Source organism: Streptomyces sp. NPDC002306 (assembly GCF_053593435.1).
Map to the genome: position 1 here is coordinate 259,400 of NZ_JBSFCK010000006.1, position 22,536 is coordinate 281,935.

Annotated in this window: 21 protein-coding genes; 5 read left to right on the forward strand and 16 right to left on the reverse strand. The window is 72.1% G+C overall.

Annotation, left to right across the window (positions count from 1 at the left end; all coding sequences use genetic code 11):
* Positions 1–3: 3 nt before the first annotated feature.
* The 9 genes from ACWCQK_RS15100 to ACWCQK_RS15140 all read right to left on the reverse strand — a co-directional run bounded on the left by ACWCQK_RS15100 (position 4) and on the right by ACWCQK_RS15140 (position 7,608).
* Positions 4–399 (reverse strand): hydrogenase maturation nickel metallochaperone HypA/HybF, encoded by a 396-nt coding sequence (locus ACWCQK_RS15100; RefSeq protein WP_451155558.1) that lies wholly within the window; start codon positions 397–399, stop codon positions 4–6.
* 172 nt (positions 400–571) lie between these two features.
* Entirely contained in the window at positions 572–676 is a 105-nt protein-coding gene (locus ACWCQK_RS15105; RefSeq protein ID WP_385772661.1) for a DUF6893 family small protein, read from the reverse strand.
* 13 nt (positions 677–689) lie between these two features.
* Positions 690–1,253 carry a hydrogenase maturation protease gene (locus tag ACWCQK_RS15110; RefSeq protein ID WP_451155559.1) on the reverse strand — a complete coding sequence of 188 codons (564 nt, stop codon included), beginning with the start codon at positions 1,251–1,253 and terminating at the stop codon, positions 690–692.
* The gene (locus ACWCQK_RS15115; protein ID WP_451155560.1) at positions 1,250–2,689 is read right to left on the reverse strand and encodes a hypothetical protein; all 1,440 of its coding nucleotides are present in this window, start codon (positions 2,687–2,689) and stop codon (positions 1,250–1,252) included. The genes ACWCQK_RS15110 and ACWCQK_RS15115 overlap by 4 nt, the downstream gene beginning before the upstream one ends.
* Positions 2,686–3,405, reverse strand: coding sequence for a DUF6084 family protein (locus tag ACWCQK_RS15120; protein WP_451155561.1), 720 nt, complete (start codon positions 3,403–3,405; stop codon positions 2,686–2,688). The genes ACWCQK_RS15115 and ACWCQK_RS15120 overlap by 4 nt, the downstream gene beginning before the upstream one ends.
* Positions 3,402–4,076, reverse strand: coding sequence for a DUF5947 family protein (locus tag ACWCQK_RS15125; RefSeq protein ID WP_451155562.1), 675 nt, complete (start codon positions 4,074–4,076; stop codon positions 3,402–3,404). Before ACWCQK_RS15125 ends, ACWCQK_RS15120 begins: the two co-directional genes overlap by 4 nt.
* Positions 4,073–4,633, reverse strand: a complete 561-nt coding sequence (locus tag ACWCQK_RS15130) for a hypothetical protein (RefSeq protein ID WP_451155563.1) — start codon at positions 4,631–4,633, stop codon at positions 4,073–4,075. Before ACWCQK_RS15130 ends, ACWCQK_RS15125 begins: the two co-directional genes overlap by 4 nt.
* A gap of 26 nt (positions 4,634–4,659) precedes the next feature.
* Positions 4,660–6,444 (reverse strand): nickel-dependent hydrogenase large subunit, encoded by a 1,785-nt coding sequence (locus tag ACWCQK_RS15135; RefSeq protein WP_451155564.1) that lies wholly within the window; start codon positions 6,442–6,444, stop codon positions 4,660–4,662.
* A 75-nt stretch (positions 6,445–6,519) separates the two neighbouring features.
* Entirely contained in the window at positions 6,520–7,608 is a 1,089-nt protein-coding gene (locus tag ACWCQK_RS15140; protein WP_451155565.1) for an NADH-quinone oxidoreductase subunit B family protein, read from the reverse strand.
* Between the two features lie 729 nt (positions 7,609–8,337).
* On the opposite strand from ACWCQK_RS15140, the gene ACWCQK_RS15145 reads away from it, so the two are divergent.
* Positions 8,338–9,213, forward strand: coding sequence for a CAP domain-containing protein (locus ACWCQK_RS15145; RefSeq protein WP_451155566.1), 876 nt, complete (start codon positions 8,338–8,340; stop codon positions 9,211–9,213).
* A 117-nt stretch (positions 9,214–9,330) separates the two neighbouring features.
* On the opposite strand, the gene ACWCQK_RS15150 is transcribed toward ACWCQK_RS15145, so the two are convergent.
* Together ACWCQK_RS15150 and ACWCQK_RS15155 are read right to left on the reverse strand one after the other, a co-directional pair.
* On the reverse strand, positions 9,331–9,630 hold the full coding sequence (locus tag ACWCQK_RS15150) for an SHOCT domain-containing protein (RefSeq protein ID WP_451155567.1): 300 nt from the start codon (positions 9,628–9,630) through the stop codon (positions 9,331–9,333).
* Between the two features lie 131 nt (positions 9,631–9,761).
* On the reverse strand, positions 9,762–10,193 hold the full coding sequence (locus ACWCQK_RS15155; protein WP_451155708.1) for a DUF6325 family protein: 432 nt from the start codon (positions 10,191–10,193) through the stop codon (positions 9,762–9,764).
* A 446-nt stretch (positions 10,194–10,639) separates the two neighbouring features.
* Here ACWCQK_RS15155 and ACWCQK_RS15160 point away from each other — a divergent pair, with 446 nt between their 5' ends.
* Positions 10,640–12,472 (forward strand): glycoside hydrolase family 15 protein, encoded by a 1,833-nt coding sequence (locus ACWCQK_RS15160; RefSeq protein ID WP_451155568.1) that lies wholly within the window; start codon positions 10,640–10,642, stop codon positions 12,470–12,472.
* A gap of 206 nt (positions 12,473–12,678) precedes the next feature.
* Here ACWCQK_RS15160 and ACWCQK_RS15165 read toward each other — a convergent pair whose 3' ends face one another.
* On the reverse strand, positions 12,679–13,146 hold the full coding sequence (locus ACWCQK_RS15165) for a MarR family winged helix-turn-helix transcriptional regulator (RefSeq protein ID WP_451155569.1): 468 nt from the start codon (positions 13,144–13,146) through the stop codon (positions 12,679–12,681).
* Between the two features lie 170 nt (positions 13,147–13,316).
* Here ACWCQK_RS15165 and ACWCQK_RS15170 point away from each other — a divergent pair, with 170 nt between their 5' ends.
* The 3 genes from ACWCQK_RS15170 (at position 13,317) to ACWCQK_RS15180 (ending at position 17,077) form a co-directional block, all read left to right on the forward strand.
* Positions 13,317–14,357: a hypothetical protein gene (locus ACWCQK_RS15170; protein WP_451155570.1), complete on the forward strand. Its 1,041-nt coding sequence runs from the start codon at positions 13,317–13,319 to the stop codon at positions 14,355–14,357.
* An 82-nt stretch (positions 14,358–14,439) separates the two neighbouring features.
* Positions 14,440–15,369 carry an NmrA family NAD(P)-binding protein gene (locus tag ACWCQK_RS15175; protein WP_451155571.1) on the forward strand — a complete coding sequence of 310 codons (930 nt, stop codon included), beginning with the start codon at positions 14,440–14,442 and terminating at the stop codon, positions 15,367–15,369.
* A 274-nt stretch (positions 15,370–15,643) separates the two neighbouring features.
* A complete protein-coding gene (locus ACWCQK_RS15180; RefSeq protein ID WP_451155572.1) occupies positions 15,644–17,077 on the forward strand; it encodes an MFS transporter in 1,434 nt (477 codons plus the stop codon).
* Between the two features lie 35 nt (positions 17,078–17,112).
* Here ACWCQK_RS15180 and ACWCQK_RS15185 read toward each other — a convergent pair whose 3' ends face one another.
* The 4 genes from ACWCQK_RS15185 to lnt all read right to left on the reverse strand — a co-directional run bounded on the left by ACWCQK_RS15185 (position 17,113) and on the right by lnt (position 22,241).
* Positions 17,113–19,056: a helix-turn-helix domain-containing protein gene (locus tag ACWCQK_RS15185; protein ID WP_451155573.1), complete on the reverse strand. Its 1,944-nt coding sequence runs from the start codon at positions 19,054–19,056 to the stop codon at positions 17,113–17,115.
* A gap of 76 nt (positions 19,057–19,132) precedes the next feature.
* Complete coding sequence (locus ACWCQK_RS15190; protein ID WP_451155574.1) at positions 19,133–19,933, reverse strand: 3-hydroxybutyrate dehydrogenase; 801 nt, start codon at positions 19,931–19,933, stop codon at positions 19,133–19,135.
* A 105-nt stretch (positions 19,934–20,038) separates the two neighbouring features.
* Positions 20,039–20,563, reverse strand: coding sequence for an NUDIX hydrolase (locus ACWCQK_RS15195; RefSeq protein WP_451155575.1), 525 nt, complete (start codon positions 20,561–20,563; stop codon positions 20,039–20,041).
* Between the two features lie 67 nt (positions 20,564–20,630).
* Positions 20,631–22,241, reverse strand: coding sequence for an apolipoprotein N-acyltransferase (gene lnt / locus ACWCQK_RS15200; RefSeq protein ID WP_451155576.1), 1,611 nt, complete (start codon positions 22,239–22,241; stop codon positions 20,631–20,633).
* Positions 22,242–22,536 lie beyond the last annotated feature (295 nt).

Sequence of the window (22,536 nt, forward strand, 5' to 3'; positions counted from 1 at the left end):
CTTTCAGCGCTCCTCTGGGCTCGGTTCGCGGTCTTGTGCGTGCGTCCGGCCGTCGTCCCAGTGCACGCTGACGATCTGCAGTTCCCGTCCGGCCAGCAGATCGGTGTCGGTCCCGCCGCACCCCGGGCAGCTCAGCCGGGGCGGCATGCCCACGGCCCACTCCTGTGCGCAGGGCGCGCAGCGGGCTCGGCCCGGTACCGCGTCGGTGACGAGCTCGGCGCCCTCCAGGAGGGTCCCGGCGCAGGCCAGTTCGAAGGAGAAGGAGAGGGAGTCGGCTACGACACCGGCCAGTTGACCGACCTGGAGACGTACCGATCGCACCGCCGTGACGTCGCCGGCCTGCCGTGCGGCCCGCTCGACCTGGTCGATCACCGCCAGCGCGATGGACATCTCGTGCATCGGTACCCGTTCTCCCGCGGGCCGGTGCCGTGGCTCGGCCCTAGGCCCTCATTACAGGGGAGGGGCCGGTGCCCGGGGTCCCGGCACGCCGTGCCGGGGCGGTGGGGTCCGCCGTTCGACGTAACGGCACGGCGCACCGGACCGGGCGCCGTGTGCGTCGCTCGCCGACGGGTCACATCCTGCGGATCCGCAGGTAGCGCATGATGTCGGGAAGGACCTGCTTGACGAGGGCGGCGACGACGACGGCACCCGCTCCGCCCATGATGGCCTTCTTCATCCCGTGTCTCCTGTCATTTCGCGACTCGTTCGGCGGCCTGGCCGGCCGTGGTCCGCGGCGCGGACTCTCCCGGCCCGTCGGCCGACAGCAACTCCTCGATCAGCCGGACGGCCCGGGGTACGGCGTCGGAGACCGGGCCGCTGAGACCGATGCCCTCCTCCAGCGAGGCGGGTTCGCATCCGACGATCAGGGTGCGCCGGGGCGGCTGTCCGCCGGTTCCGGCGCAGAGCGTGCCCAGCAGCGCCAGGACGGTGTCGGGGGTCATCCGGTGGCCGTCGAGCGCGGGGGCCCCGGCGGGGTCGTGCGCGGCGGTGCCGTCGTGCTCGATCACGTACAGCGTGCCGGGGGCCTCGCCGCGTGCCGTGGCGTCCACCAGGACGAGGGTGTCGTAGCCGTCCAGGAGCTGGTAGGCGAGGTGCACTCCGCGTACGCCGATGTCGGCGACCTCGATGTGCGCGGGCAGGTCCCGCTCGGTGAGCCGGCGCGCGGTCTCGACGCCGAAGCCGTCGTCTCCGAGGAAGATGTTCCCGATGCCGGCGACCAGGGCTCGGGAACCCGTCGGCGGGGAGGTGGTCACGCGTCCTCCAGCGGTGCGACCTCGTCGGGCTGGAAGTACAGGAACCGGCCCTGCTCCCGGCGGATGTCGGCGCCCGGATCGCCCTCGACCGTGACGGCCAGGTGCACCCCGCCGTCCACGTCGTGCAGCACCGCCTCGACCGTCGCGCCGCGGCCGTGCAGGAAGAGGTCCTGCGCGTCGGTGCGGCGCAGGCCCGGGCGCAGCACGACACGGCTGCCCGCGCCCAGCGAGCGGCCGTCCACGACGACGCGGTCGCGCGCCGGGTCGAAGCCGGCGTCGCTCGCCGGGTCCCACCACGGGGTGTCCTGGCGCCGCACGCCGTGTTCGTCGGGGAACCCCGGGCCCGCGGCGCCGGACGGGTTCGCGGGGCCGGGACCGGTCACCTCGCGCAGGCCCCGTACCGCCCCGTGCAGGCGTTCCAGGACCTCGGGGGGCATCGAGTCGGCCAGGTCGATCACCGCGGCGGCCCGTTCGTCGGTCCCGCGGGCCTCGCGCTTCTCCTCGTCGGTGAGGGCCGCGGTGCGCAGCGCCAGGATCTCGTCGATCTCGGTGGCGTCGTAGAGCGCTCCGGGGCTCTCCGGGGCGATCGCGGGGTGGTCGTCCAGGATGATCGGCGAGGACAGCACCAGGTCGCCGCGGCCGGGTTCACCGGCGAGCACGGGCCAGGTGTGCAGGTTGCGGCAGGACGCGACGGCGCCCTTGGCCCACTCCGGGGGGTCCGTCATGGACAGGAACGACCCGGCGCTCAGGCCCATGAGGAGGTGTGCGGCGACCAGGCAGTGCGGCAGCGCCGCGTCCCGGTCGGCGGTCCGCCCCTGCGGGGGCGTCCAGGGGTTGGTGTTCTCGACGACGGCGGTGAGCCGCAACGCCCGGTAGGGCCCGTCGAGTTCACGGGCCGAAAGCCGGATCGCGCCGCGGATCTCCTCGCAGCGGCGGACCAGCCGGCCGACGGTCTCACCGGACGGGCCGAGGACGGGCTCGGTCTCCTCCCGGGCGGGGCGGGTGAAGGGCACGGTGACGCCGTCCCCGAGAAGGTCCTCCACCGGGGCGACGACCTCGACGTGTTCCTCGGTCCCCTCGTCCCAGGGGACCAGGACCCGGTCGTCCAGGCGCAGTTCGGGCACCGTGTCGAAGTCGCCGTCCGGGCGGAGCCGCTGCACGGTGCGCCGCCGGGCGTGCAGGAAGCGCAGTTCGACCGACAGGGCCGCGCCCGCCTTCGGTTCCATCAGGCACTCGGTGTGCTGGAAGTCGTGTTCCTCGCACTCGGCGCCCCAGGCGGGCGGGACGAGCACGCCGAACTGCCAGCGCAGCCGGTTCTTGGCCGCCGAGGCGCGGTACGGGTAGAGCACGTAGCCCTCGAAGAGGACGGCGTCGGCGACCTTGCGGGCCAGGGCGAACCGTTCCTCGACGGCCGGGGTGAACGCGGTCACGGTCATGGGGCCGTCCTTCCGGTGCCGCGCGTCAGCGCCGCGAACGGGTCCGTACGCGGCGCGTCCGGCCGGGCCCCGGCGGCGGGGCGGACGGCTGCGCCGCTCGCGTCGAGGAGCGCCAGCAGGGTGGCCTCCCAGGAGGGCAGTGCCTGCCGTGAGCGGTAGGCGAGGAGGGCGTCCATGGTGTCGCGGGGCAGCCGGATCCAGCCGCAGCCGGGGAAGTGCTGCTCGACCATCTCCCGCCATGCCGTGACCGGCATCCGGAAGGACGCCTCCCGGTCCCACGGCACCGGCTCGACCCGGAAGCCGGCGTCCCCGGTGAACGCCGTACCGGAGAAGAGCATCAGCAGCGGGACCTCGCCGCCGTCGAGGGCGTCCAGGTAGCGGGTCGCGGCGACGTCCATGTCGTAGGTGCAGGGCACGACGAGGTCGGTCTCGGTCTCGCCGGTGAAGCTGGGCACCATCACCGAGACCTGCGCGAACTGCACCGGCTGGAGAGTGCTGCCCCATCGCGAGCGCTCACCGAAGAGGTCCTTGAGTCCGTCGGCCTCGGCGGGCTCGTAGCCGCGCCGGGCCGGTTCGATGCGGATCTGGCAGCGCAGCGCGAGGGCGTGCACCCGGGCGTCGTCGGCGGCGGTGACGCGCAGCCGGAAGACCAGGGTCGGTCCGGCGGCGTAGCGGTCGGCGCGCACGCCGGTGCACGCGAAGGAGAACGTCGTCACGACCGGCCCGCCTCGCCGACCGCTCGCGCCCGCCGCGCGACGTGCGCGAAGAACGCGTCGAGGGCGGACCGGGCCTCGGCCCCGCCGTCGAAGCCCTGCCACAACAGCCGCATACGGCCCACCAGTTCGTAACAGATGTCGACGGGTACGAGGTAGCACTCGCAGCGGCCCTCGGTGCGCCGCAGCAGCAGGGCCTCCACGTCGGGTTCGAGCAGCGCGGCGAGCCGGCTGTCGCCGAGGGCCGCCGTCCAGACCGCCGGTTCGAGTTCGCTCTCGGTGGCTCCGGCGGGGCTCGGGTAGAGGGCGACGAGCCGGTCCAGGGCGGCGTTGCGGAAGAAGAAGGCGACGCCGACCGGGATCTGGAGCGAGTCCCACGCGCTGTCGTCGAGGCGGTGTTCCGGGTCGGTGAGATACCGGTCCGGGACCGCGCGGAAGCGGCCGGCGGCGGCGCCCGGCTGTTCCATCAGCAGCGCGCACGCGGTACAGGCGCAGACCAGGGCCCGCTGTTCGATGTCGACCAGGTGCCGGTGGTCGGCCTCGGGTACCGGCGCCGCGCACAGCTCGCAGCGCTCCGGCCGGGGCGGCCGCTCGGTGAGGAACCTGCGCAGGCCGCCCACGGCACGCGCGGTCGGCCCGGGCGGCGGGACGAGGGGTGTCCGGGATGCGCTCATGGTGTCTTCGCCGCCAGGGGGGCGCTCTTGGGGCGGTCGCCGATCTGGAGCAGCGCCGGTCCGGCGGGGGCGGCGGCCTGGATGTCGACCGTCGTCACCTCCGGGGCGAAGCAGGCGAGGGCGTTCTCGACGGCCTGCCGGGCGGGCGGGGCCGTGGCGGCGGCGCAGCCGCACCCCGAGCCCGCCGCGGTGGCCCGCAGCCGCAGGGTGCCGCTGGGCTCGTCGAAGTCCACGACCTCCAGTTCCTGGTCGCGTACGGCGCCCAGGGCCCGGGCGATCCGCGCGTCCAGGTCCTCGGGATGGAGATCGTGCAGGACGAGCAGGCTCGCCACCAGTTCGTCGCCGAGCAGCGCGGCCAGCGGATCGCCCGCGGGGCGCCGGTCGCCGGTCGCCGACAGCAGCTCCACGACACGGGTCAGGCCGGCGCCGTAGAAGTCCATGAGGGACCGGACGAGTTCCTCCGCCGCCGCGGCGGCGGCCCCGTCCCCGGTGGCCGCCAGCCGGTCCAGCACCTCCTCGACCCGGCGCCCGGTCTGTTCCGCGTTCACCGCGCGCACCGCCTCGTTCCTCGCCTCCACCGCGCTCAACCGCCCAGTCCGCTCAGCCCGGTGGGTACGTGCATCTTCTGTACGGTCTTGCCGCCGCCGACGTACATGTGGACGCCGCACGGCAGACAGGGGTCGAAGCTGCGGACGGCGCGCATGATGTCGATGCCCTTGAAGTTCTCCGGGGTGTTCTCCTCGAAGATCGGGGTGTTCTGCACGGCGTCCTCGTACGGGCCCGGGGTACCGTAGGAGTCGCGGACGCTGGCGTTCCAGGGGGTGGGCGGGTACGGGTGGTAGTTGGCGATCTTGCCGTCCCGGATCACCATGTGGTGGGAGAGGACGCCTCGGACGGCCTCGGTGAAGCCGCAGCCGATGCTCTCGTCCGGCACCTCGAACTTCTCCCAGGTCTGGGTGCGTCCGGCGCGGACCTCGGCCAGCCCCTGCTCCGCGCAGTGCAGGGCGACGGCGGCGGCGTAGGCCTGGAAGTAGGTGCGCGCGCGGTTGCGCTCCAGCGCGTTGGACCACTTCGGGATCTTCCACTCGAAGGTGGTCTCCGGTTTGGTCATGGTGCGCGGCAGGTTGATGACCACGCTCTGGCCGGTGGCCTTCACGTAGCCGATGTCGACGAGCCCGGACAGGGCGGTGGACCACAGACGGGCGAGGGGACCGCCGCCGGTGTCCAGCGCGAGGTGGTCCTTGCCGTCGAACCAGCGGGGTGACATGACCCAGCTGTACTTGTCGTCGAAGTTCCGCTTCTGCGGGGCGGGGATGGTGTGCTGGTTCCACGGGTGGCGCGGGTCGACCGGGTTGCCGAGCGGGTCGTGGGTGACGAACTGCTCCTGTCCCTGCCAGTCCTCGTAGTACGAGCTGCCGAGCAGGATGCGGATGCCGAGGTTGATCTCGGTCAGGTCGTTGGTGACCAGCTTGCCGTCCACCACGACACCGGGCGTGACGAACATCCGCCGGCCCCAGTCCGTCATGTTGGCGTACGTGAAGTCGCAGTACTCGGGGTCGTTGAGCGCGCCCCAGCAGCCGAGCAGGACGCGCCGGCGGCCGACCTCCTCGTAGCCGGGCAGCGCCTCGTAGAAGAAGTCGAAGAGGTCGTCGTGCAGCGGCACCACGCGCTTCATGAACTCGACGTACCGCATGAGGCGGCTGAGGTAGTCCGTGAAGAGCTGTACGGAGGCGATCGTGCCGACACCACCGGGGTAGAGCGTGGAGGGGTGCACATGGCGCCCCTCCATCAGGCAGAACATCTCCCGGGTGTAGCGGCTGACCTGGAGGGCCTCGCGGTAGAACTCGCCCTCGATGGGGTTCAGCGAGCGCATGATGTCGGCGATCGTGCGGTACCCGTGGTCCGCCGCGTGGGGGGCCTCGGTGCGCTCGGCCAGCTCCAGGACGCCGGGGTTGGTCTCCTTGACCATCTTCTCGCAGTAGTCGACCCCGACCAGGTTCTCCTGGAAGATGTTGTGGTCGAACATGTACTCCGCGGACTCGCCGAGGTTGATGATCCACTCAGCGAGGTGCGGGGGCTTCACGCCGTACGCCATGTTCTGCGCGTACACCGAGCAGGTGGCGTGGTTGTCACCGCAGATGCCGCAGATGCGGCTGGTGATGAAGTGCGCGTCCCGCGGGTCCTTGCCGCGCATGAAGACGCTGTAGCCGCGGAAGACCGACGAGGTGCTGTAGCACTCCGCGACCCGCTTCTGCTTGAAGTCGATCTTGGTGTGGATGCCCAGGCTGCCCACGATCCGGGTGATCGGGTCCCAGGCCATCTCCACCAGGCCGCTGCCGTCGCCGGCCGCCTTCGTCGTCGGTGCCATCTCTGTGTGCCGTGCCCTTCGTTGCGCGCGAGTGGGGGTGGTGGGTCGGGTCAGGGGCTCACATACGGCGGGGACTCACCACGGGGGCCGGTAGCCGGTGGTGATGCGCTCCCCGGTGTGGCGCCACTTGGGCTCCTTGTCCAGGGTCCGGGCCGTCACGGAACGCAGCTTGCGGATCACGGCGCCATAGGCGCCGCTCGCGGTGCTGGACACCTTGGCCCCGGGCGGTTCGTCCATGAAGGGCATGAACTTGTCGGGGAAGCCGGGCATGGTGCACGCGATGCAGATGCCGCCGACGTTCGGGCAGCCGCCGATGCCGTTCATCCAGCCGCGCTTGGGCACGTTGCACTTGACGACCGGACCCCAGCAGCCGAGCTTGACCAGGCACTTCGGCGAGTCGTACGTCTCGGCGAACTGGCCCTGCTCGTAGTACCCGGCGCGGTCGCAGCCCTCGTGCACGGTGGCGCCGAACAGCCAGGTCGGGCGCAGCTTGTCGTCGAGCGGGATCATCGGGGCGGCACCGGCCGCCTGGTAGAGCAGGTACGTGAGCGTCTCGGAGAAGTTGTCGGGCTGGATCGGACAGCCCGGGACGCACACGATGGGGATGCCGGCCTGCGAGGTCCAGTCCCAGCCGAGGTAGTCGGGCACACCCATGGCACCGGTCGGGTTGCCGGCCATCGCGTGGATGCCGCCGTAGGTGGCGCAGGTGCCGATGGCGACGACGGCGAGCGCCTTCGGGGCGAGGCGGTCGATCCATTCGCTGGTCGTGATCGGCTGGCCGGTCTCCGGGTTGTCGCCGAAGCCGCACCAGTAGCCCTCGGGCTTGATCGCTTCATTGGGGATGGACCCCTCGACGACCAGCACGAACGGGTCGATCTCGCCCCGCTCGCCCTTGAAGAACCACTCGATGAACGTGTCCGCGCCGCCGACCGGGCCGCACTCGAAGTCGATCAGCGGCCAGTGCACCGCGATCTTCGGCAGGCCGGGCAGCACGCCGAGCACGATCTCCTCGATGCTCGGCTGCATCGCCGCGGTCAGCGCGACCGAGTCGCCGTCACAGCTCAGACCTGCGTTGATCCAGAGGATGTGGATCGTGGGTGCCTCGTCTGCGGGCGCGTTTCCGTCGTCCACAGCCTCGACCGGGTTCGGCGTTGCTGCAGTCATAGGGACCGCCTCCTCGCGGCGTAAGGAACAAAGTCCTACATATCGACCCTCAGTCTTCTTGCTACCAGCGATCCGGACCCGGCGGGACGTCTGATTGGGCCGTTCCAGTGACACGCCCCGAGGAGTGATCTGCTCCGATCGTCGTCACGCCGCGAGGCCGGGAGGCGGAGGCAGGCTGTGAGGTCACCTGAAAGCACGCGCCGCGACGGGGGGGCGGGGATGGGGGGCGGGGCGGGGCGCCGGGCGCCGAGGCGGGATCGCCGGACCAACCCGCTCGACCGAGGCCGAGCGGCAGGCGGCAGGCGGCAGGCGGCAGGCGGCAGCAGATATTCCGTGACATGCCTCATATCGGCGCCACGCACTAAGCGGGCCGAATAGTAGATGCCGCTCTGGCGACATGGCGGATTTGTCCGGCTTGACCCGAGCCTCTATCACGCCGAACGGGACGGCATCCCGCACAGCGGGCGATTTCACCCGCGCTCGGCCGCACAGCGGTTTCTGACGCGGCGACAGTCCCTCCCCCGCGTACGCGTGGACCGGGGCAGCACGCCCGCACGCCCCTGGCAAGGGTCATGGGTGCCTACGAAGCGGGGTAGTACGAAGGCCCTTTGCGCTCGATGTGAGGACTTCCCAAGAATGCGAACCTCAGGACGTCCTCGCAGCTCAGGAGCGGAGTCTGCGCAGAGCAAGCCGCACAAGGGGCGCCGCGACTACCGAGTGAGGTCTCTCATGGGGAAGCATCGCAAGAACAACCACCTCCGACGGATAGCCGTCGCCGTCATCGCCGTGGGCGCCGTGGGCGTGCCGTCCGCCGCCATGGCCTGTACCGACTGGCCGAACGGCGGAGGAGAGCAAGCCTCCGCCGCCACCGCGCGACCCGTGTCCACGTTCTGGCGGGGCGAGGCCGCGTGGGACCACGACTGGAACGGCGCCGGTATCGCCGCGCCCGCTTCGACGGCACCGGGGACGGCGGCAGCCGCCGCGAGCCCTTCGAAGACCGCCACGCCGAAGCACCGGCCCACCACGCCGAAGCACCGGCATGTCGTGCCGAAGCACTGGCACGCCGCGCCGTCCGGCACCGCGACGACCGCGGCTCCCAAGCCCTGGACCACCAAGGCCCCCCGCCCTCCGCAGACCGTCACCCCCACGACTCCCTCCACCCCCGCCACGCCGACGGCCCCCACCTCCGCGACGCCCACGGCCACCCCGTCCCCGACGGCCACCGCGTCCGGTGACGTCGCCCGTGTCGTGCAGCTCGTCAACGCCGAACGCGGCAAGGTCGGTTGCCCGGCCCTGACCCTGAACGCGACCCTGAGCAAGGCCGCCCAGGCGCACAGTGCGGACATGGCCTCCCACCAGAACATGTCGCACACCGGGTCCGACGGATCCGACCCGGGTCAGCGGATCACCGCCGCCGGTTACACCTGGCGCACCTACGGCGAGAACGTCGCCTACGGTTACGCGGGCCCCGAGCAGGTCATGGCCGGCTGGATGGCCAGCCCCGGACACAAGGCCAACATCCTCAACTGCTCGTTCAAGGAGATCGGCGTCGGTCTCGCCGAGCCCAACAGCTACTGGACCCAGGACTTCGGCACCGCCAGGTAGGCGTCGACAGGACAGCGGACATCGGCTCACATCAGGCTCCCGACGACCGACGCGCGGTGGCGCGCGAGGGTCGCCGGGAGCCTGATGTCGCTGTGCGTGACGAAGCCGGCGGCGGGGTCAGCTGAGGATTCTGCGCTTCTGCTCCGCGAACTCGGCCTCGGTGAGGGCACCCTCCGCCTTGAGGTCCCCCAGCTCCTTCAGCTGATCGATCTTGATGCTCATGGTCTCGGCGAGATCGAGGTCAGCGGGGGTGACGGGCAGGGGCGCGACAGCGGACGCGGGCTGCGACGGCGCGCCAGGCCGAGGGTCCTGCTGGGCCCAGCGGCCCTGCTGCCGGCGCGACACGCGGTTCGACACGGCAGTGGCCGTACCGGCCACCACGGCTGTGCGGGCGACCCCGCGGAGAAGACCTGGCATGGTGGTTTCCCTTCTCCCAGGAGGCGTACGAGACACCGCCGCGTGAGACATTCATGTCCAGGTGAGACATCCACGTCCATTGGAACACCGCGGGGAGACCGACGCACCTCAGCCCCGGGGAGGACCGACGCCTACCTCATCGGCTGGCTCACGTCCGTCGCGTCCAGTGCGGCCAGGACGGCCGGCACCGGGATCCGTCCGGAGGCGACCATCTGCGCACCGCCCCGGCGCAGGGCGGCGGCGAAGGGCGCGGCCCAGAGGTTCTCGTAGACGAGGATCCCGGCGGAGTTGCCGGGTGCCAGCACGGCGGCCGCCTGCTCGATGTCGTCCTGGCCCAGGATGCCGGAGGACACGCCCTCGAAGACAGCCAGCTCCGGGGCGCCGTCACGGGCGAGGTCGGCGATCTCCAGACCGACCACGGATCCGTCGGCCCGCTTGCCGACGAAGATCAGATCGAGAATCCGGATGAGACCCCGGTCCACCAGGTCGACCAGGATCGGAAAACCCTCGCCGGTCATGCGGTTGCCGGGAAACTCGACCACGACGTAGTCGATCGGTCCCATGTCGACAGATTCATCGCCCACGATGTCACCCCTGGGTGGTCACGGCGTTCTCGCTGCCCCGCCTCCCATTGCAGCATCGGAGCGGAGCCACCGCATTTCGGTCCGTCACCGACAGCGCGGGCACCGTGCCGAGACCGAGTCCTCGACCCTGCCGTCCCCGAGCGCGCCGAGACCGAGTCCTCGATCGTGCCGAGACCGGGCGTGCCGAAGCCGACTCGCCGGGGACATCACCCGGAGATACCTTGGTGGGTGCCTCGGACGTCCTCTTCTCCCGGCAGGGCTTCACGACTTCTCCCGGCAGGGCTTCACGACTGCCGCTCGTCGACTGAACGCGGCAGCAGGGCAGCGGAGTTGACGGTGACCGGCGCGACGCCGTCGGGCCCCAGGGCGGGCGGCGTCCAGTCGGCCCGCGTGTCGGCTGCGGCGGCCCGGCAAGGAGAGCAAGCATGGATCGCTATCCGCCCATCGCCGAGCACGGACTGGTCGGCGACCTCCAGACCGCGGCGCTGGTGTCGTCGCACGGGGTGATCGACTGGTTCGCGGCCCCGCGCTTCGACTCGCCGAGCATCTTCGCCGCCCTGCTCGACCACGACGGCGGCGGCCATTTCCTGCTCGCGCCCGAGAGCCCCGAAGGAACCTGGAAGCAGCTCTACTACCCGGACACCGCTGTCGTGGTGACCCGCTTCATGTCACCCGACGGCGTCGGCGAGATCATCGACCACATGCCGGTCCACGCGAGCCTGACGCCGAACGACCGGCACAGCCTGGTGCGTGTCGCCCGCGCGGTGCGCGGCAGCGTGCGTTTCGTCCTCGAGTGCCGGCCGCGGTTCGACTACGCGCGGGCCGCCCACGAGCTGGAACTGACGCCCGGCACGGCGACGTTCCGGGCTCCGGGGACGACGGCCCACCTCCAGAGCACCTTCCCGCTCGAACGGGACGGGCAGGACGTCCGCGGTGCCGTCACCCTCAACGACGGCGAGTCGGCCGCCGTGGTGTTCACCACCTGCGCTCCGGGCGCGGAGCCGCCGCCGCCTCCCACTGTCGAGAGGATCACCGAGGCGCTCTGGGACAACGTCGACTTCTGGCAGCGGTGGGTGCGCACCTCGCGTTACCGCGGCCGCTGGACGGAGGCGGTGCACCGCTCCGCCATCACCCTCAAGCTCCTCACCTACGCTCCCACCGGCGCACCGGTGGCCGCCGCCACGATGGGGCTGCCCGAGCGGGTCGGCGGTGAGCGCAACTGGGACTACCGGTACACCTGGGTGCGGGACGGTTCCCTGTCCGTGCGGGCACTGCTCGACCTCGGCTTCGTGGAGGAGGCGACGCGCTTCACCCGCTGGCTCGGCGACCGGCTGCACGACCGCGAGGGGCCGGGCGACGAACCCCTCCAGATCATGTACCGGGTCGACGGCGACCCGCTGTTGGCGGAGGAGATCCTGGAGCACTTCGAGGGCTATCGCGGCTCCTACCCGGTCCGGGCGGGCAACGCGGCCACCGAGCAGCTCCAGCTCGACATCTACGGCGAGGCCCTCTACGCCCTGGCCGAGAGCCGGGCGGTCGGCGAACAGTCGGGCTACCACGGATGGAAGGGCCTGGCCGCGACCCTGGACTGGCTCGCGGATTCCTGGGACCGGCCCGACGAGGGCATCTGGGAGATCCGGGGCGGCCGCAAGGACTTCACCTACAGCCGGGTGATGTGCTGGGCCGCCTTCGACCGCGGTCTGAAGCTGGCGGCCGAGTTCAGCAGACCGGCCGACACCGTGCTGTGGACCCGGGCCCGGGACACGATCCTCGAACAGGTCATGGAGCGTGGCTGGAGCAAGAAGCAGGAGGCCCTCGTCCAGCACTACGACGGTGACGTCCTCGACGCCTCCCTGCTGCTGGCGGCCCGGGTCGGATTCATCTCCCCCCGCAGCCCCGGCTGGCTCAGCACGCTCGACGCCATCGACCGCGTCCTCGTCTCCGACAGCCTCGTCTACCGCTACGACCCCGAGGCCTCCCCCGACGGACTGCGCGGCACGGAGGGCACGTTCAGTCTGTGCACGTTCCTGTACGTCGACGCCCTCGCCCGCGCGGGGCGCCTCTCCCCGGCCCGCTACACCTTCGAGAAGATGCAGACGTACGCGAACCATGTCGGCCTGTTCGCCGAGGAGATCGGCCCGAGCGGCGAGCAACTCGGCAACTTCCCGCAGGCGTTCACCCATCTCTCGCTCATCATGGCCGCGACGACCCTGGACAAGGCCTTGGACGAGGCCCTCGACGCCCGCCGCCGCTCCTAGCCGGAGGCACGCCCTGGCAAAGACCGCACGGAGCGGTCAGCCGCTCGGTGGAACCGCGCGGCTGACCACTTCGTGGAACCGCGCGCGGCAGGCCGGCCGGGGCTTCACCCGGCCCAGGAATCCGCCCGGGCAGCGCTTCACTCGGGCCGGCGCCTCAGTCGGCCCAGGGCTTCACTCAGGCCCAGAGCGCCGGTCGGCCCTGGCCTTCACTCGGCCCAGGGCTGGAAACCGGTGTCGAGGACGGCCGCGAGGGATGTGCGCAGCCGGGCCGCGTCGTCGGCGCCGAAGGCCTCCTCGAACCGGGTCTGCACCGTGCTCCACAGCGGCAGCGCCGCCTTCAGCCGCGCGTGGCCGTCCGGTGTCATGGTGACGATCCGCGCGCGGCGGTCGGCCGGCGACGGCTCGACGGTGACCAGGCCGTCCCGCACGAGCGGCTTGAGGTTCGTCGCCATCGTCGTACGGTCCATGGCGATCATGTCGGCAAGGGTGGTGATGGTCGTCTCGCCGTGCGCGTTGAGCTTCTGCAGGATGCTGAACTGTGTGGCCCGAAGACCGACCGGGGCGAGCGCCTTGTCGTAGGTCGCGCTCAGGTACCGGGCCGCCTTGCGCAGGGCCAGGTTGTTGCAGAACTCGGTGGTGTGCGGGGGCGCGGGGGTCGTCGGCGCAGGGGTCATGTTCTTCTCCAGGGTCGCCCGTCCATGATACGAGCCTATGCGCCTAATCCCTCGTGCGAATTTGCCCTCCCTCCATTAGGAGCATATGCTCCTAATTATGATCGGGGCGTGCCGCGTCACGCCCGCCCGGCCGAACCCGCGCCGCACCCCCCTCCCCAGAAAGCTCCCGCATGGAAACCCCTGTCGGATCCGCCCCCGAGAGCGAGCAGATCCCCGCCGCGGCGCCCACGCGGCACCGGCGCCACGCCGTCCGTCACCGGCCTCCGGTGCGGGCCTGGCTCCAGCCGGCCGTGATCGCCCTGGTCGTGGCGACAGCCTTCATCAGCTGCTACGTCGGCCTTCAGCGCAACCCCCAGCCGCATCAGATCCCGCTCGCCGTGGCCGGGCCGGGCCTGCCGGAAGCGATCCACCAGGCCCTCGGCGACAGCGTCGAGGTCCGTCCGGCCGCCGACGCCCAGGCCGCCCGCCAAGCGCTGGAGAACCACGACGTCGTCGCCGCGCTCAGCTCCGGGAGCCCGCACCAGCTGCGCCTGGAGGTCGCGGGCGCCGCCGGATCGTCCACGACAGCGGCGGTGAAGAACCTCGTCAGCGCCTACGCCCACGGCGCGGGCGAGCACGTCACCACCGCGGACGTCGTACCCCTCGACCACTACGACGCCCGCGGGCTGGCCGGCTTCTACATGGCCTTCGGGGTGACGCTGGCCGGTTTCGTCCTCGGTTCGAACGCGCTCGGTCTGGCCGGTCTGCTGCTCCTGCGCCACCGGTTCTGGCTGCTGGCCGGAGTCTCCGTCGCCATCGGCGCCATCGCCGCGATCATCGCCGGCCCCATCCTCGGAGCGGTCCCGGCCCCGGTCGCCCCGCTGATCTTCACCCTCGCGCTCCTGGCCGCCGCGGCCTCGTTCACCACCAAGCTGCTGGGGACCTACCTCGGCCCCGTCGGCGTACCCGTCGCCACCCTTCTGCTCCTCACCGTCGGCAACGCCACCAGCGGGGCCACCATCGGCGCCGATCTGCTGCCCACCGCGGCCCGGACCGTCTCCGCGCTCCTGCCGCCGGGCGCGGCCGTCCGCGCGGTCACCGACCTGAGCTACTTCGACGGCGCGCACGCGGCGGGTCCTGTGATCACACTCGCACTGTGGGCCGTCATCGCCGCGCTGCTGCTCGGCATGCGCCCGCGCCTGATCCGGCGGCGTGCCGTAGCCCTCGCCTGAGGGCCGCGCCGCCGGTCGCGACCGGGTGAGCGCACCCCGATCAGCCGATCAGCCGATCAGCCGACCAGAAGGAGTCCGATCGATGGCTACCAACAACCTCGTTCTCGTCGGCAACGCCGGTGAGGTGGGCCGTGGCGTCCTCGAACAGTTGCGCGCTCAGGATGTACCGGTGCGCGCGGTGGTCCGCCACGACGACGACCGCGCGGCGGCGCTGCGCGCGCTCGGCGCGGAGGTCGTCATCGGTGATCTGACCCGGCCCGAGTCCGTCGCGGCGGCGCTGAAGGGGGTCGCGAGGATGTACTTCGCGATGCCCGTGTCCCCGAGCCATCTGCTGGCGACGACCGTGGTGGCCACCGTGGCGCGCGAGTACGGGCAGCTGGACTGTCTGGTCGACATGTCCCAGATGACGGTGTCGCAGATGACCGCCACCAGTACCACGGAGTCGGACCAGCAGCGGCTGCACTGGCTTGGAGAGCAGGTGCTGGACTGGTCGGGTCTGCCGGTGGTGCACATCAGGCCGACGGCGTTCCTGAACAACCCGCTGTTCACCACGCTGGCGGCACGGTCCATCCAGGAGAACGGCACGATCGTGCTGCCCTTCGGCACCGGGCGCACCTCGCCGATCGCCGTCGACGACGTCGCCCGGGTGGTCGCCACCGTGCTGCGCGACCCGGCCCCGCACGTCGGCGGGGTCTACGAACTGACCGGGCCGCGCACGCTCGACATGACCGAGATCGCCGAGGAGTTCTCCCGCGGGCTGGGGCGGACGGTGACGTACGTGGACATGCCGCTGGACCGGTGGCGGGCCGAGGTGCTCGTCAAGGCGGGACTGCCCCCGCACACCGAACAGCACATCGCCACCATGGCCCGGTTGCACCGCGAGAACCGCTACGACCGCGCGTCCGACGACGTCGAACGCGTGACCGGCGTACCGGCCGGGTCGGTCGAGGCGTTCGTGGCCGCCCGCAAGGACTTCTACCTCGGCCACCCCACCCGGGAGACCGGCCACTGACACCGTGACGGCCCGCCGACGCGCCGCACCGATCCTCGGGCGGGTGTCGGACCGGTCCTGGGCCTACCCCCGATCGCGTCGCCGGCCCTCCCGCGTCCGCGTCCGTCGGTCCCCACATCCATGCCCGCCCTTCTCCACCGGAGAGGCGGACATGGGCGTATCACGTACACCTCTCCCCCGAACTATGTAGTCCCACCACATGTGCGCCAGACCTGCGGCTTCCTACGGTGTGCCGACACCTACCGTCCCCACCGCACACGAGGAAGTGGCGCACATGGCCTCAGCAGCATCCGCTCCCCCGACACCCCCCGCCCATCTCAAGCGCATCGTCGCCGCCAGCCTCATCGGCACCACCATCGAGTGGTACGACTTCTTCCTCTACGGCTCCGCCGCCGCGCTGGTCTTCAACAAGCTGTTCTTCCCGGACTCCGACCCGCTGGTGGGCACGCTGCTGTCGTTCCTGACGTACGCCGTCGGGTTCGCCGCCCGGCCGCTGGGCGCGCTGGTGTTCGGGCACTTCGGCGACCGGCTCGGCCGCAAGAAGCTGCTGGTCCTGAGTCTGCTGTTGATGGGCGGGGCCACCTTCGCGATCGGGCTGCTGCCCACCCACGCGACGGTCGGGGCGGCCGCCCCGGTGCTGCTGACCGCGCTGCGCCTGGTGCAGGGCTTCGCGCTCGGCGGTGAGTGGGGCGGAGCCGTCCTGCTGGTGTCCGAGCACGGGGACGCGCGGCGGCGCGGGTTCTGGGCGTCCTGGCCGCAGACCGGGGCGCCGGCCGGGCAGCTCCTGGCGACCGGTGTGCTCTCTTTGCTGACGGCCGTGCTGTCGGACGAGGCCTTCGGCAGCTGGGGCTGGCGGATCCCGTTCCTGCTGTCCGGTGTTCTCGTCGTCGTCGGTCTGTGGATTCGTCTGTCTGTCGACGAATCACCGGTCTTCCGGCAGGCGCTGGCGCAGGCCGAGGCCCGCAAGGCCGCGCACGCGCAGGAGGACGAGGACGCCGTCGCCGGCAAGGCGGCCGCGGAGACCGACGAAGCGGAGCGGCTGCCGCTCGTGTCCGTGCTGCGGTACCACTGGCGCGACATCCTGGTGGCGATGGGCGCGCGCATGGCCGAGAACATCAGCTACTACGTCATCACCGCCTTCATCCTCGTCTACGCCACCACCTCGGCCGGCGTCTCCAAGCAGACCGCCCTCAACTCGGTGCTGATCGCGTCGGCTGTGCACTTCGCGGTCATCCCGGCGTGGGGCGCGCTGTCGGACCGGGTGGGCCGTCGGCCCGTGTACCTGCTGGGCGCGGTCGGTGTCGGGCTGTGGATGTTCCCCTTCTTCTCGCTCGTCGACACCGGCGACTTCGGCGGCCTCGTCCTCGCGGTGACGGTGGGCCTCGTGCTGCACGGTGCGATGTACGCGCCCCAGGCCGCCTTCTTCTCCGAGATGTTCGCGACCCGGATGCGCTACTCCGGTGCCTCCATCGGTGCCCAGTTCGCCTCCGTCGCCGCGGGCGCGCCGGCGCCGCTCATCGCCACCGCGCTGCTGGCCGACTACGGCAGCTCCACTCCGATCGCCCTGTACGTGATCGGCGCGGTCGTCGTGACGGTCGTCGCCGTGGCGGTCGCCAAGGAGACCCGGATGCGCGACCTGTCGGCCATCGAGCCCGCCGCCGGGACCGAGCTCTCGACGGCTCCGGCGGCGGACGCGCACCGCGTCTGACGTACCGGACCGCCGTCCGCCCCTGACCCTCGCGGTCAGGGGCGGCGCGCGTCCGACAAGCGGTGCAGGCGCAGGGCGAGCTGGATCTCCAGGGCCCGGGCCGAACTCTGCCAGTCGTCGCCGAGCAGCCGACCGACCCGCTCCAGCCGCTGGGCGACCGTGTTGACGTGGACGTGCAGTGCGTCCTTGGTGCGCGCCGGGCTCATGCCGCAGGCGAAGTACGCGTCCAGGGTGTGCAGCAGTTCGGTGCCGCGCCGCTCGTCGTAGTCGGCGACCTGGCCGATGGTGCGGTCGACGAAGCCGGCTATGTCCCGGTCGCCGGCCAGGAGCAGCCCGAGGAAGCCGAAGTCGTCGGCCGCCGCGCCGTCTCCGCCGCGGCCGAGGAGCCGGAGGGCGTCGAGGCAGCGCCGGCCCTCCGCGTACGCCGCGGCCACGGCGTCGGGGTCCGCGGCGAGGCCGTCCACCGGAGCGGAGGCGCCTACGGTGACGGCTTCGTGGACGGCCGTGCCCAGGTGTCGCGCGGTGCGGCGGGCGAGGTCCGTGACCGTGTCCCCGGCGGCGAGGGGCAGCAGCAGGACGGTGCCGCCGTCGCGCGCCGCGGCCAGGCCCTGTCGGGTGGCGGCGAGGTGGGAGGCGGCCGACCACAGGCGCCGACGGGCGGCGGCCTCCTGGTCGGCGTCGGCCGCGGCGCCGTCGAGACGGGCCGCCAGCACGACGTGGGTGGCGTCGAGGTCGGCGTGCAGCCGGGTCGCGCGCTCACGCAGCAGGCGGGGGTCGCGGTCGCGGGCGTCCAGCAGGTCGTCGAGGAGTTCGCCGCGTACCCGCTGTTCGGCCTCGGCGGCCGAGCGCCGGGCGAGGAGGAGCAGCGAGGTGACCATAGCCGCCCGTTCCAGGGTGCGCTGGTCGACCGGGTCGAGGCCCGGGTGGCCGTGCAGCACCAGCGCGCCGAGCAGCTCGCCGCCGGCGGTCACGGCGGCGATCCAGTCCGTACCGTGCCGTACCGCGTGCCCTTCGGCGCGGGACGCCTCCACAGCGCGGGCCGGGGTGTCGGCGGACTCGGTGAACTCGACGGTGCCGTCCAGGACCTGGGAGACCGCGGCGGCCACGTCGTGCACGCCGCCGCCGCGCAGGACGAGTTCGGCGAGCCGGTCGTGGACGTCGGAGGCCCGCTCGATGACGCCGCTGCGGTCCTGGATGATCTCGTTGGCCCGTTCCAGGTCGGCGAGGGCGGAGCGGGTCTCCGTAAGCAGGTTGGCGGTGTCGATGGCGGCCGCGGCGAGGGCGGCGAACGAGCCGAGCAGCGCGATCTGTTCCCGCTCGAAGACACGGGCCCGGCGGTCCGCGGCGAACAGGACGCCGATGACGTGCGGTCCCAGCATCAGGGGCACGCCGAGGATGGCGACCAGGCCCTCGTCCCGTACGCCCGCGTCGATGGTGGAGGTGTGCTGGAAGCGGCCGTCGCGGAAGTAGTCGTCGGTGACGTAGGGGCGGGCGGTCTGGGCGACGAGGCCGCCGAGGCCCTCACCCATCCCGAGGCGCAGCTGCTGGAAGCGGGCCGCGACCGAGCCCTCGGTCACGCGCATGTACGTGTCGCCCCTGGCCGGGTCGTTCAGGCTGAGGTAGGCGACGTCCGTGCCGAGCAGCGACCGGGCGCGCTGGACGATGGCCGGCAGGACGGCGTCGAGGTCCCGCAGCCCGGCCAGGTCGTGCGCGGTCTCGAAGAGCGCGGACAGCTCGGCCTCGCGCCTGCGCCGTCCCTCCAGTTCCGAGCGCACCCGCAGGGCGAGCAGCTTGGCGTGTTCGAGTGCGGCGATCCGCTCGGGCGGCGCGTCGGCGGCGCGGGCGAGCAGCACGGGCCGCTCGTAGGCGTCGACGGCCGCGCCGCGGGCCAGCAGCTCCAGGAACGGCGCGCCGGCGCCGTGGGGCGACGGCTCGGCGCCACTGACGGAGCGTTCGGCGGGCAGGTGATCGCGGGACATGTTCACAGGATTCCTCATCACGCGGCCGCGCCGTCAGGCCTGTGGACAACTCGGACGCCGAGCGGCGCGGTCCGGCTCAGTGCGCAGTCCAGCCGCCGTCCAGGACCAGCGAGGTACCGGTCACGAACGACGCCTGTGGGCTGCACAGATAGGCCACGGCCTCGGCGACCTCCGCCGGTTCGATCAGCCGTTTGACGGCGCAGTCCTGGAGGAACACCTCGGACAGCACGCGCTCCTCGGGGATCCCGTGCGCCCGCGCCTGGTCGGTGAGCTGCGTCTCGATCAGGGGGGTCCGCACGTAGGCGGGATTGACGCAGTTCGAGGTGACGCCGTGCGGCGCGCCTTCCAGGGCGGCCGTCTTGGACAGCCCTTCCAGGCCGTGCTTGGCGGCCACGTAGGCGGACTTGTAGGCCGAGGCGCGCAGCCCGTGCACCGAGGACACGTTCACGATGCGGCCCCACCCCTGCCCGTACATGTGCGGAAGGGCGCCGCGGATCAGCCGGAACGGCGCTTCCAGCATCACGGTGAGCACGGTGTGGAAGACGTCCGGCGGGAACTCCTCGATGGGGCGCACCAGCTGAAGGCCGGCGTTGTTGATCAGGATGTCGGTGCCCGCGGCGGCGAGTTCGGCGGTGTCGAGGTCGGTGAGGTCGAGGACGTGCGGCTCGACACCGCCCGGCAGGTCCGCCGCCAGGCCGGCGAGCGCCTCCAGGCCTCCGGCGTCCCGGTCGACCGCCCTCACCTCGGCCCCGGCGGCGGCCAGTCGCAGGACGCAGGCGCTGCCGATGCCGCCGGCGGCACCGGTGACCAGGGCGGTGCGACCGCCGAGGTCGAGGGGGAGAGCGTGGGGGGCGGGGAGGGCAGTGGGCGCGGTCATGGTTCGACCCTAGGCAGCCGCACCGCGCCACCCCATGTGCGCATCGCCCATACTTCGGAGTGATCTCATGGGAGCACCAGCCATGCCCACACCCCTGTGTGCGTCCTACGGCTCCCCGGCCACCCCGTCGTCCCCCTCGGCTCCGGCGCCCGGGACCGGATCCGCCGGGTCGAACCAGGTGGCCGTGTCCGACAGCGCCTGCTTGATCCGCGACTGTCCGAACGCGTTCAGCTCCGGCAGGGCGTCCACCTCGAACCAGCCCACCTCCAGCGACTCGTCGTCGTTCACCCGCGCCTCCCCGCCGACGGCGCGGCAGCGGAAGGTGATGTCCATGTACTGGCAGATGTCCCCGTTGGCGTAGGTGACCGGCTCCAGTGCCTGGACGAGGACGACCCGCTCGACGACGCACCGCACCGCGGTCTCCTCCTCGACCTCCCGTACGGCGCAGGCCGCCGGCTGCTCCCCCGGCTCCGGGATTCCGCCGATGACGGACCACTTGCGGGTGTCGGAGCGGCGGCCCAGCAGCACGCGGCCCGCGTCGTCGAAGACGATGGCGGTGACCCCGGGCAGCCAGAGCAGCTGGTGGCCGGCGGAGGCCCGGAGCGTGCGGATGAAGTCAGGAGTAGCCATGGCCCGACCCTAACGGTTCGGCCCTGTCGCCCCAGGTGGACGGCGGCGGCGTACGCCGGGTGTACGGCTACACGCCACCGGCGCGCCGCCCGCGCACCCCGGCGGCGACGGCCCAGCCGAGTCCTCCGGCGGCCACGAGCACGAGGGCGATCTCCGGCAGGATGCCCATTCGCGTCGCGGGCGTCTCGGAGGAGCGCAGCGGCACCTTCTGCACGAGGGAGTCGGCCACGAACATGCCGGTCTTCTGAGTGATCTTCCCGTCCGGCATGATGATCGCGCTGACGCCGCTGGTCACCGGGACGGTGACGGTCCGGCTGTGCTCGACGGCGCGGACCCGGGACATGGCGAGCTGCTGGTAGGTCATCTCGCTGCGGTCGAAGGTGGCGTTGTTGCTCGGCACGGAGATCAGCTGGGCGCCGTGGGTGACGTTGTCACGCACGGCCCAGTCGAAGGCGGCTTCGTAGCAGGTCGCGAGGCCGACCTTGGTGCCGTTCATGTCGAACACGCCCGGCTCGGTGCCCCGGCTGAAGTCCTGGCGGACCATGGTGGTCCAGTCCTTGTTGATCGCGCCGAGGAGCGAGCGCAGCGGAAGGTACTCGCCGAACGGCTGGATCTGCCGCTTGTCGTACGTGTCGACGGCGCCCTTCTCCGGGTCCCAGAGGATCTGCTCGTTGAAGAGCTTGCCGTCCCGCTCGACGACGCCGCCGACCGAGATGGGCGCGCCGATCGCCTTGGCCGCCTGGTCGATGACGGCGGCCGCGTCGGGGTTGGCGAAGGGGTCGATGTCGGAGGAGTTCTCCGGCCACAGCACGAAGTCGGGCCGGGGCACCTTGCCCGCTTCGACCTCGGCGGCCAGTCGTTCCGTCTCGCGCGCGTGGAAGTCGAGCACGGCCCGTCGCTGCGCGTTGAACTCCAGGCCCAGGCGCGGAACGTTGCCCTGGATGACGGCGACGGTCGCCGTGCCGTCCTCGGCCTTGTCGCTGACCAGCGGGCGGGCGGCGACGGCGGCCGCCACCGGTACGGCCACGCTCAGCAGGGCGACGGCCGCGGCGGACCGCCGCACGCTGCGCGTACCGCGCGCCTCGACGGCCAGTCGCACGACCTCGTACAGGCCGAATCCGCACAGGACGACCGCGAAGCCGAGCACGGGTGTGCCGCCGACCGCCGCGAGCGGCAGGAACACGCCGTCCGCCTGCCCGAACGCGATCTTGCCCCAGGGGAAGCCGCGGAACGGCACCCGCGCGCGTGCCGCCTCACCGGCGATCCACACCGCCGCCGCCCACAGCGGCCAGCCGGGGAGCCGGGACACCGCGGCGACGCCCGCGCCGACCAGCGCGACGAAGACCGCCTCGATCACGACCAGGGCGATCCAGGGTCCGGGGCCGACCTCCACACCGGTCCACACCAGCAGCGGCAGCAGGAAACCGAGGCCGAAGAGGTAACCGAGGCCCAGGGCCGCCTTCCAGCTGCGGCCGCGCAGCACCCAGCCGAAGACGGCGAAGGCCGGCAGGGCCAGCCACCACAGGGTGCGCGGCGGGAAGCTGACGTAGAGCAGCACTCCGGAGAGCACCGCGGCGATGGCCGGGACGAAGCGCACGAGCCGCGCGCCGCGCGAGGCGGGCACGATCGGGGGCTCCAGCTGGTCCGACTGGCCCACGGAGGTTGCGGTGACGGTCACTCCGGGAGTGTACGGCGGGTGACCTTGCCCCCGACAGTTCGGCCCGTGGGGCCACCCCGCGCCCTCCACCCGGCACCGGGGGGTCGCGCCCGCCACGGCGGGCACCCCTGCCGCAACGTTCCTGCGCATCTCGGCGCAACTCATCCACAAACCGTCCATCAGCCGTTACGGTGTGCCGAAGCCTCAGTCGCAGGGCCGTTCACGGCCCTGGCGGAGGGCCGGACGGCGGGGTCCGGCACAGGTCGGGGGCGACCGGGTTCGGGGGGACGGAGTGGGGTCCACGGGCAGGACGTCT

Bases quoted from the DNA above. Each gene is read 5' to 3' on its own strand.
- ACWCQK_RS15125 (WP_451155562.1), bottom strand. From the start codon at position 4,076: ATGAGCGCATCCCGGACACCCCTCGTCCCGCCGCCCGGGCCGACCGCG.
- ACWCQK_RS15115 (WP_451155560.1), bottom strand. From the start codon at position 2,689: ATGACCGTGACCGCGTTCACCCCGGCCGTCGAGGAACGGTTCGCCCTG.
- ACWCQK_RS15185 (WP_451155573.1), bottom strand. From the start codon at position 19,056: ATGTCCCGCGATCACCTGCCCGCCGAACGCTCCGTCAGTGGCGCCGAG.
- ACWCQK_RS15105 (WP_385772661.1), bottom strand. From the start codon at position 676: ATGAAGAAGGCCATCATGGGCGGAGCGGGTGCCGTCGTCGTCGCCGCC.
- ACWCQK_RS15170 (WP_451155570.1), top strand. From the start codon at position 13,317: ATGGAAACCCCTGTCGGATCCGCCCCCGAGAGCGAGCAGATCCCCGCC.
- ACWCQK_RS15180 (WP_451155572.1), top strand. From the start codon at position 15,644: ATGGCCTCAGCAGCATCCGCTCCCCCGACACCCCCCGCCCATCTCAAG.
- ACWCQK_RS15160 (WP_451155568.1), top strand. From the start codon at position 10,640: ATGGATCGCTATCCGCCCATCGCCGAGCACGGACTGGTCGGCGACCTC.
- ACWCQK_RS15165 (WP_451155569.1), bottom strand. From the start codon at position 13,146: ATGACCCCTGCGCCGACGACCCCCGCGCCCCCGCACACCACCGAGTTC.
- ACWCQK_RS15190 (WP_451155574.1), bottom strand. From the start codon at position 19,933: ATGACCGCGCCCACTGCCCTCCCCGCCCCCCACGCTCTCCCCCTCGAC.
- ACWCQK_RS15155 (WP_451155708.1), bottom strand. From the start codon at position 10,193: ATGGGACCGATCGACTACGTCGTGGTCGAGTTTCCCGGCAACCGCATG.
- ACWCQK_RS15175 (WP_451155571.1), top strand. From the start codon at position 14,440: ATGGCTACCAACAACCTCGTTCTCGTCGGCAACGCCGGTGAGGTGGGC.
- ACWCQK_RS15100 (WP_451155558.1), bottom strand. From the start codon at position 399: ATGCACGAGATGTCCATCGCGCTGGCGGTGATCGACCAGGTCGAGCGG.
- ACWCQK_RS15150 (WP_451155567.1), bottom strand. From the start codon at position 9,630: ATGCCAGGTCTTCTCCGCGGGGTCGCCCGCACAGCCGTGGTGGCCGGT.
- ACWCQK_RS15195 (WP_451155575.1), bottom strand. From the start codon at position 20,563: ATGGCTACTCCTGACTTCATCCGCACGCTCCGGGCCTCCGCCGGCCAC.
- ACWCQK_RS15140 (WP_451155565.1), bottom strand. From the start codon at position 7,608: ATGACTGCAGCAACGCCGAACCCGGTCGAGGCTGTGGACGACGGAAAC.
- ACWCQK_RS15135 (WP_451155564.1), bottom strand. From the start codon at position 6,444: ATGGCACCGACGACGAAGGCGGCCGGCGACGGCAGCGGCCTGGTGGAG.
- ACWCQK_RS15145 (WP_451155566.1), top strand. From the start codon at position 8,338: ATGGGGAAGCATCGCAAGAACAACCACCTCCGACGGATAGCCGTCGCC.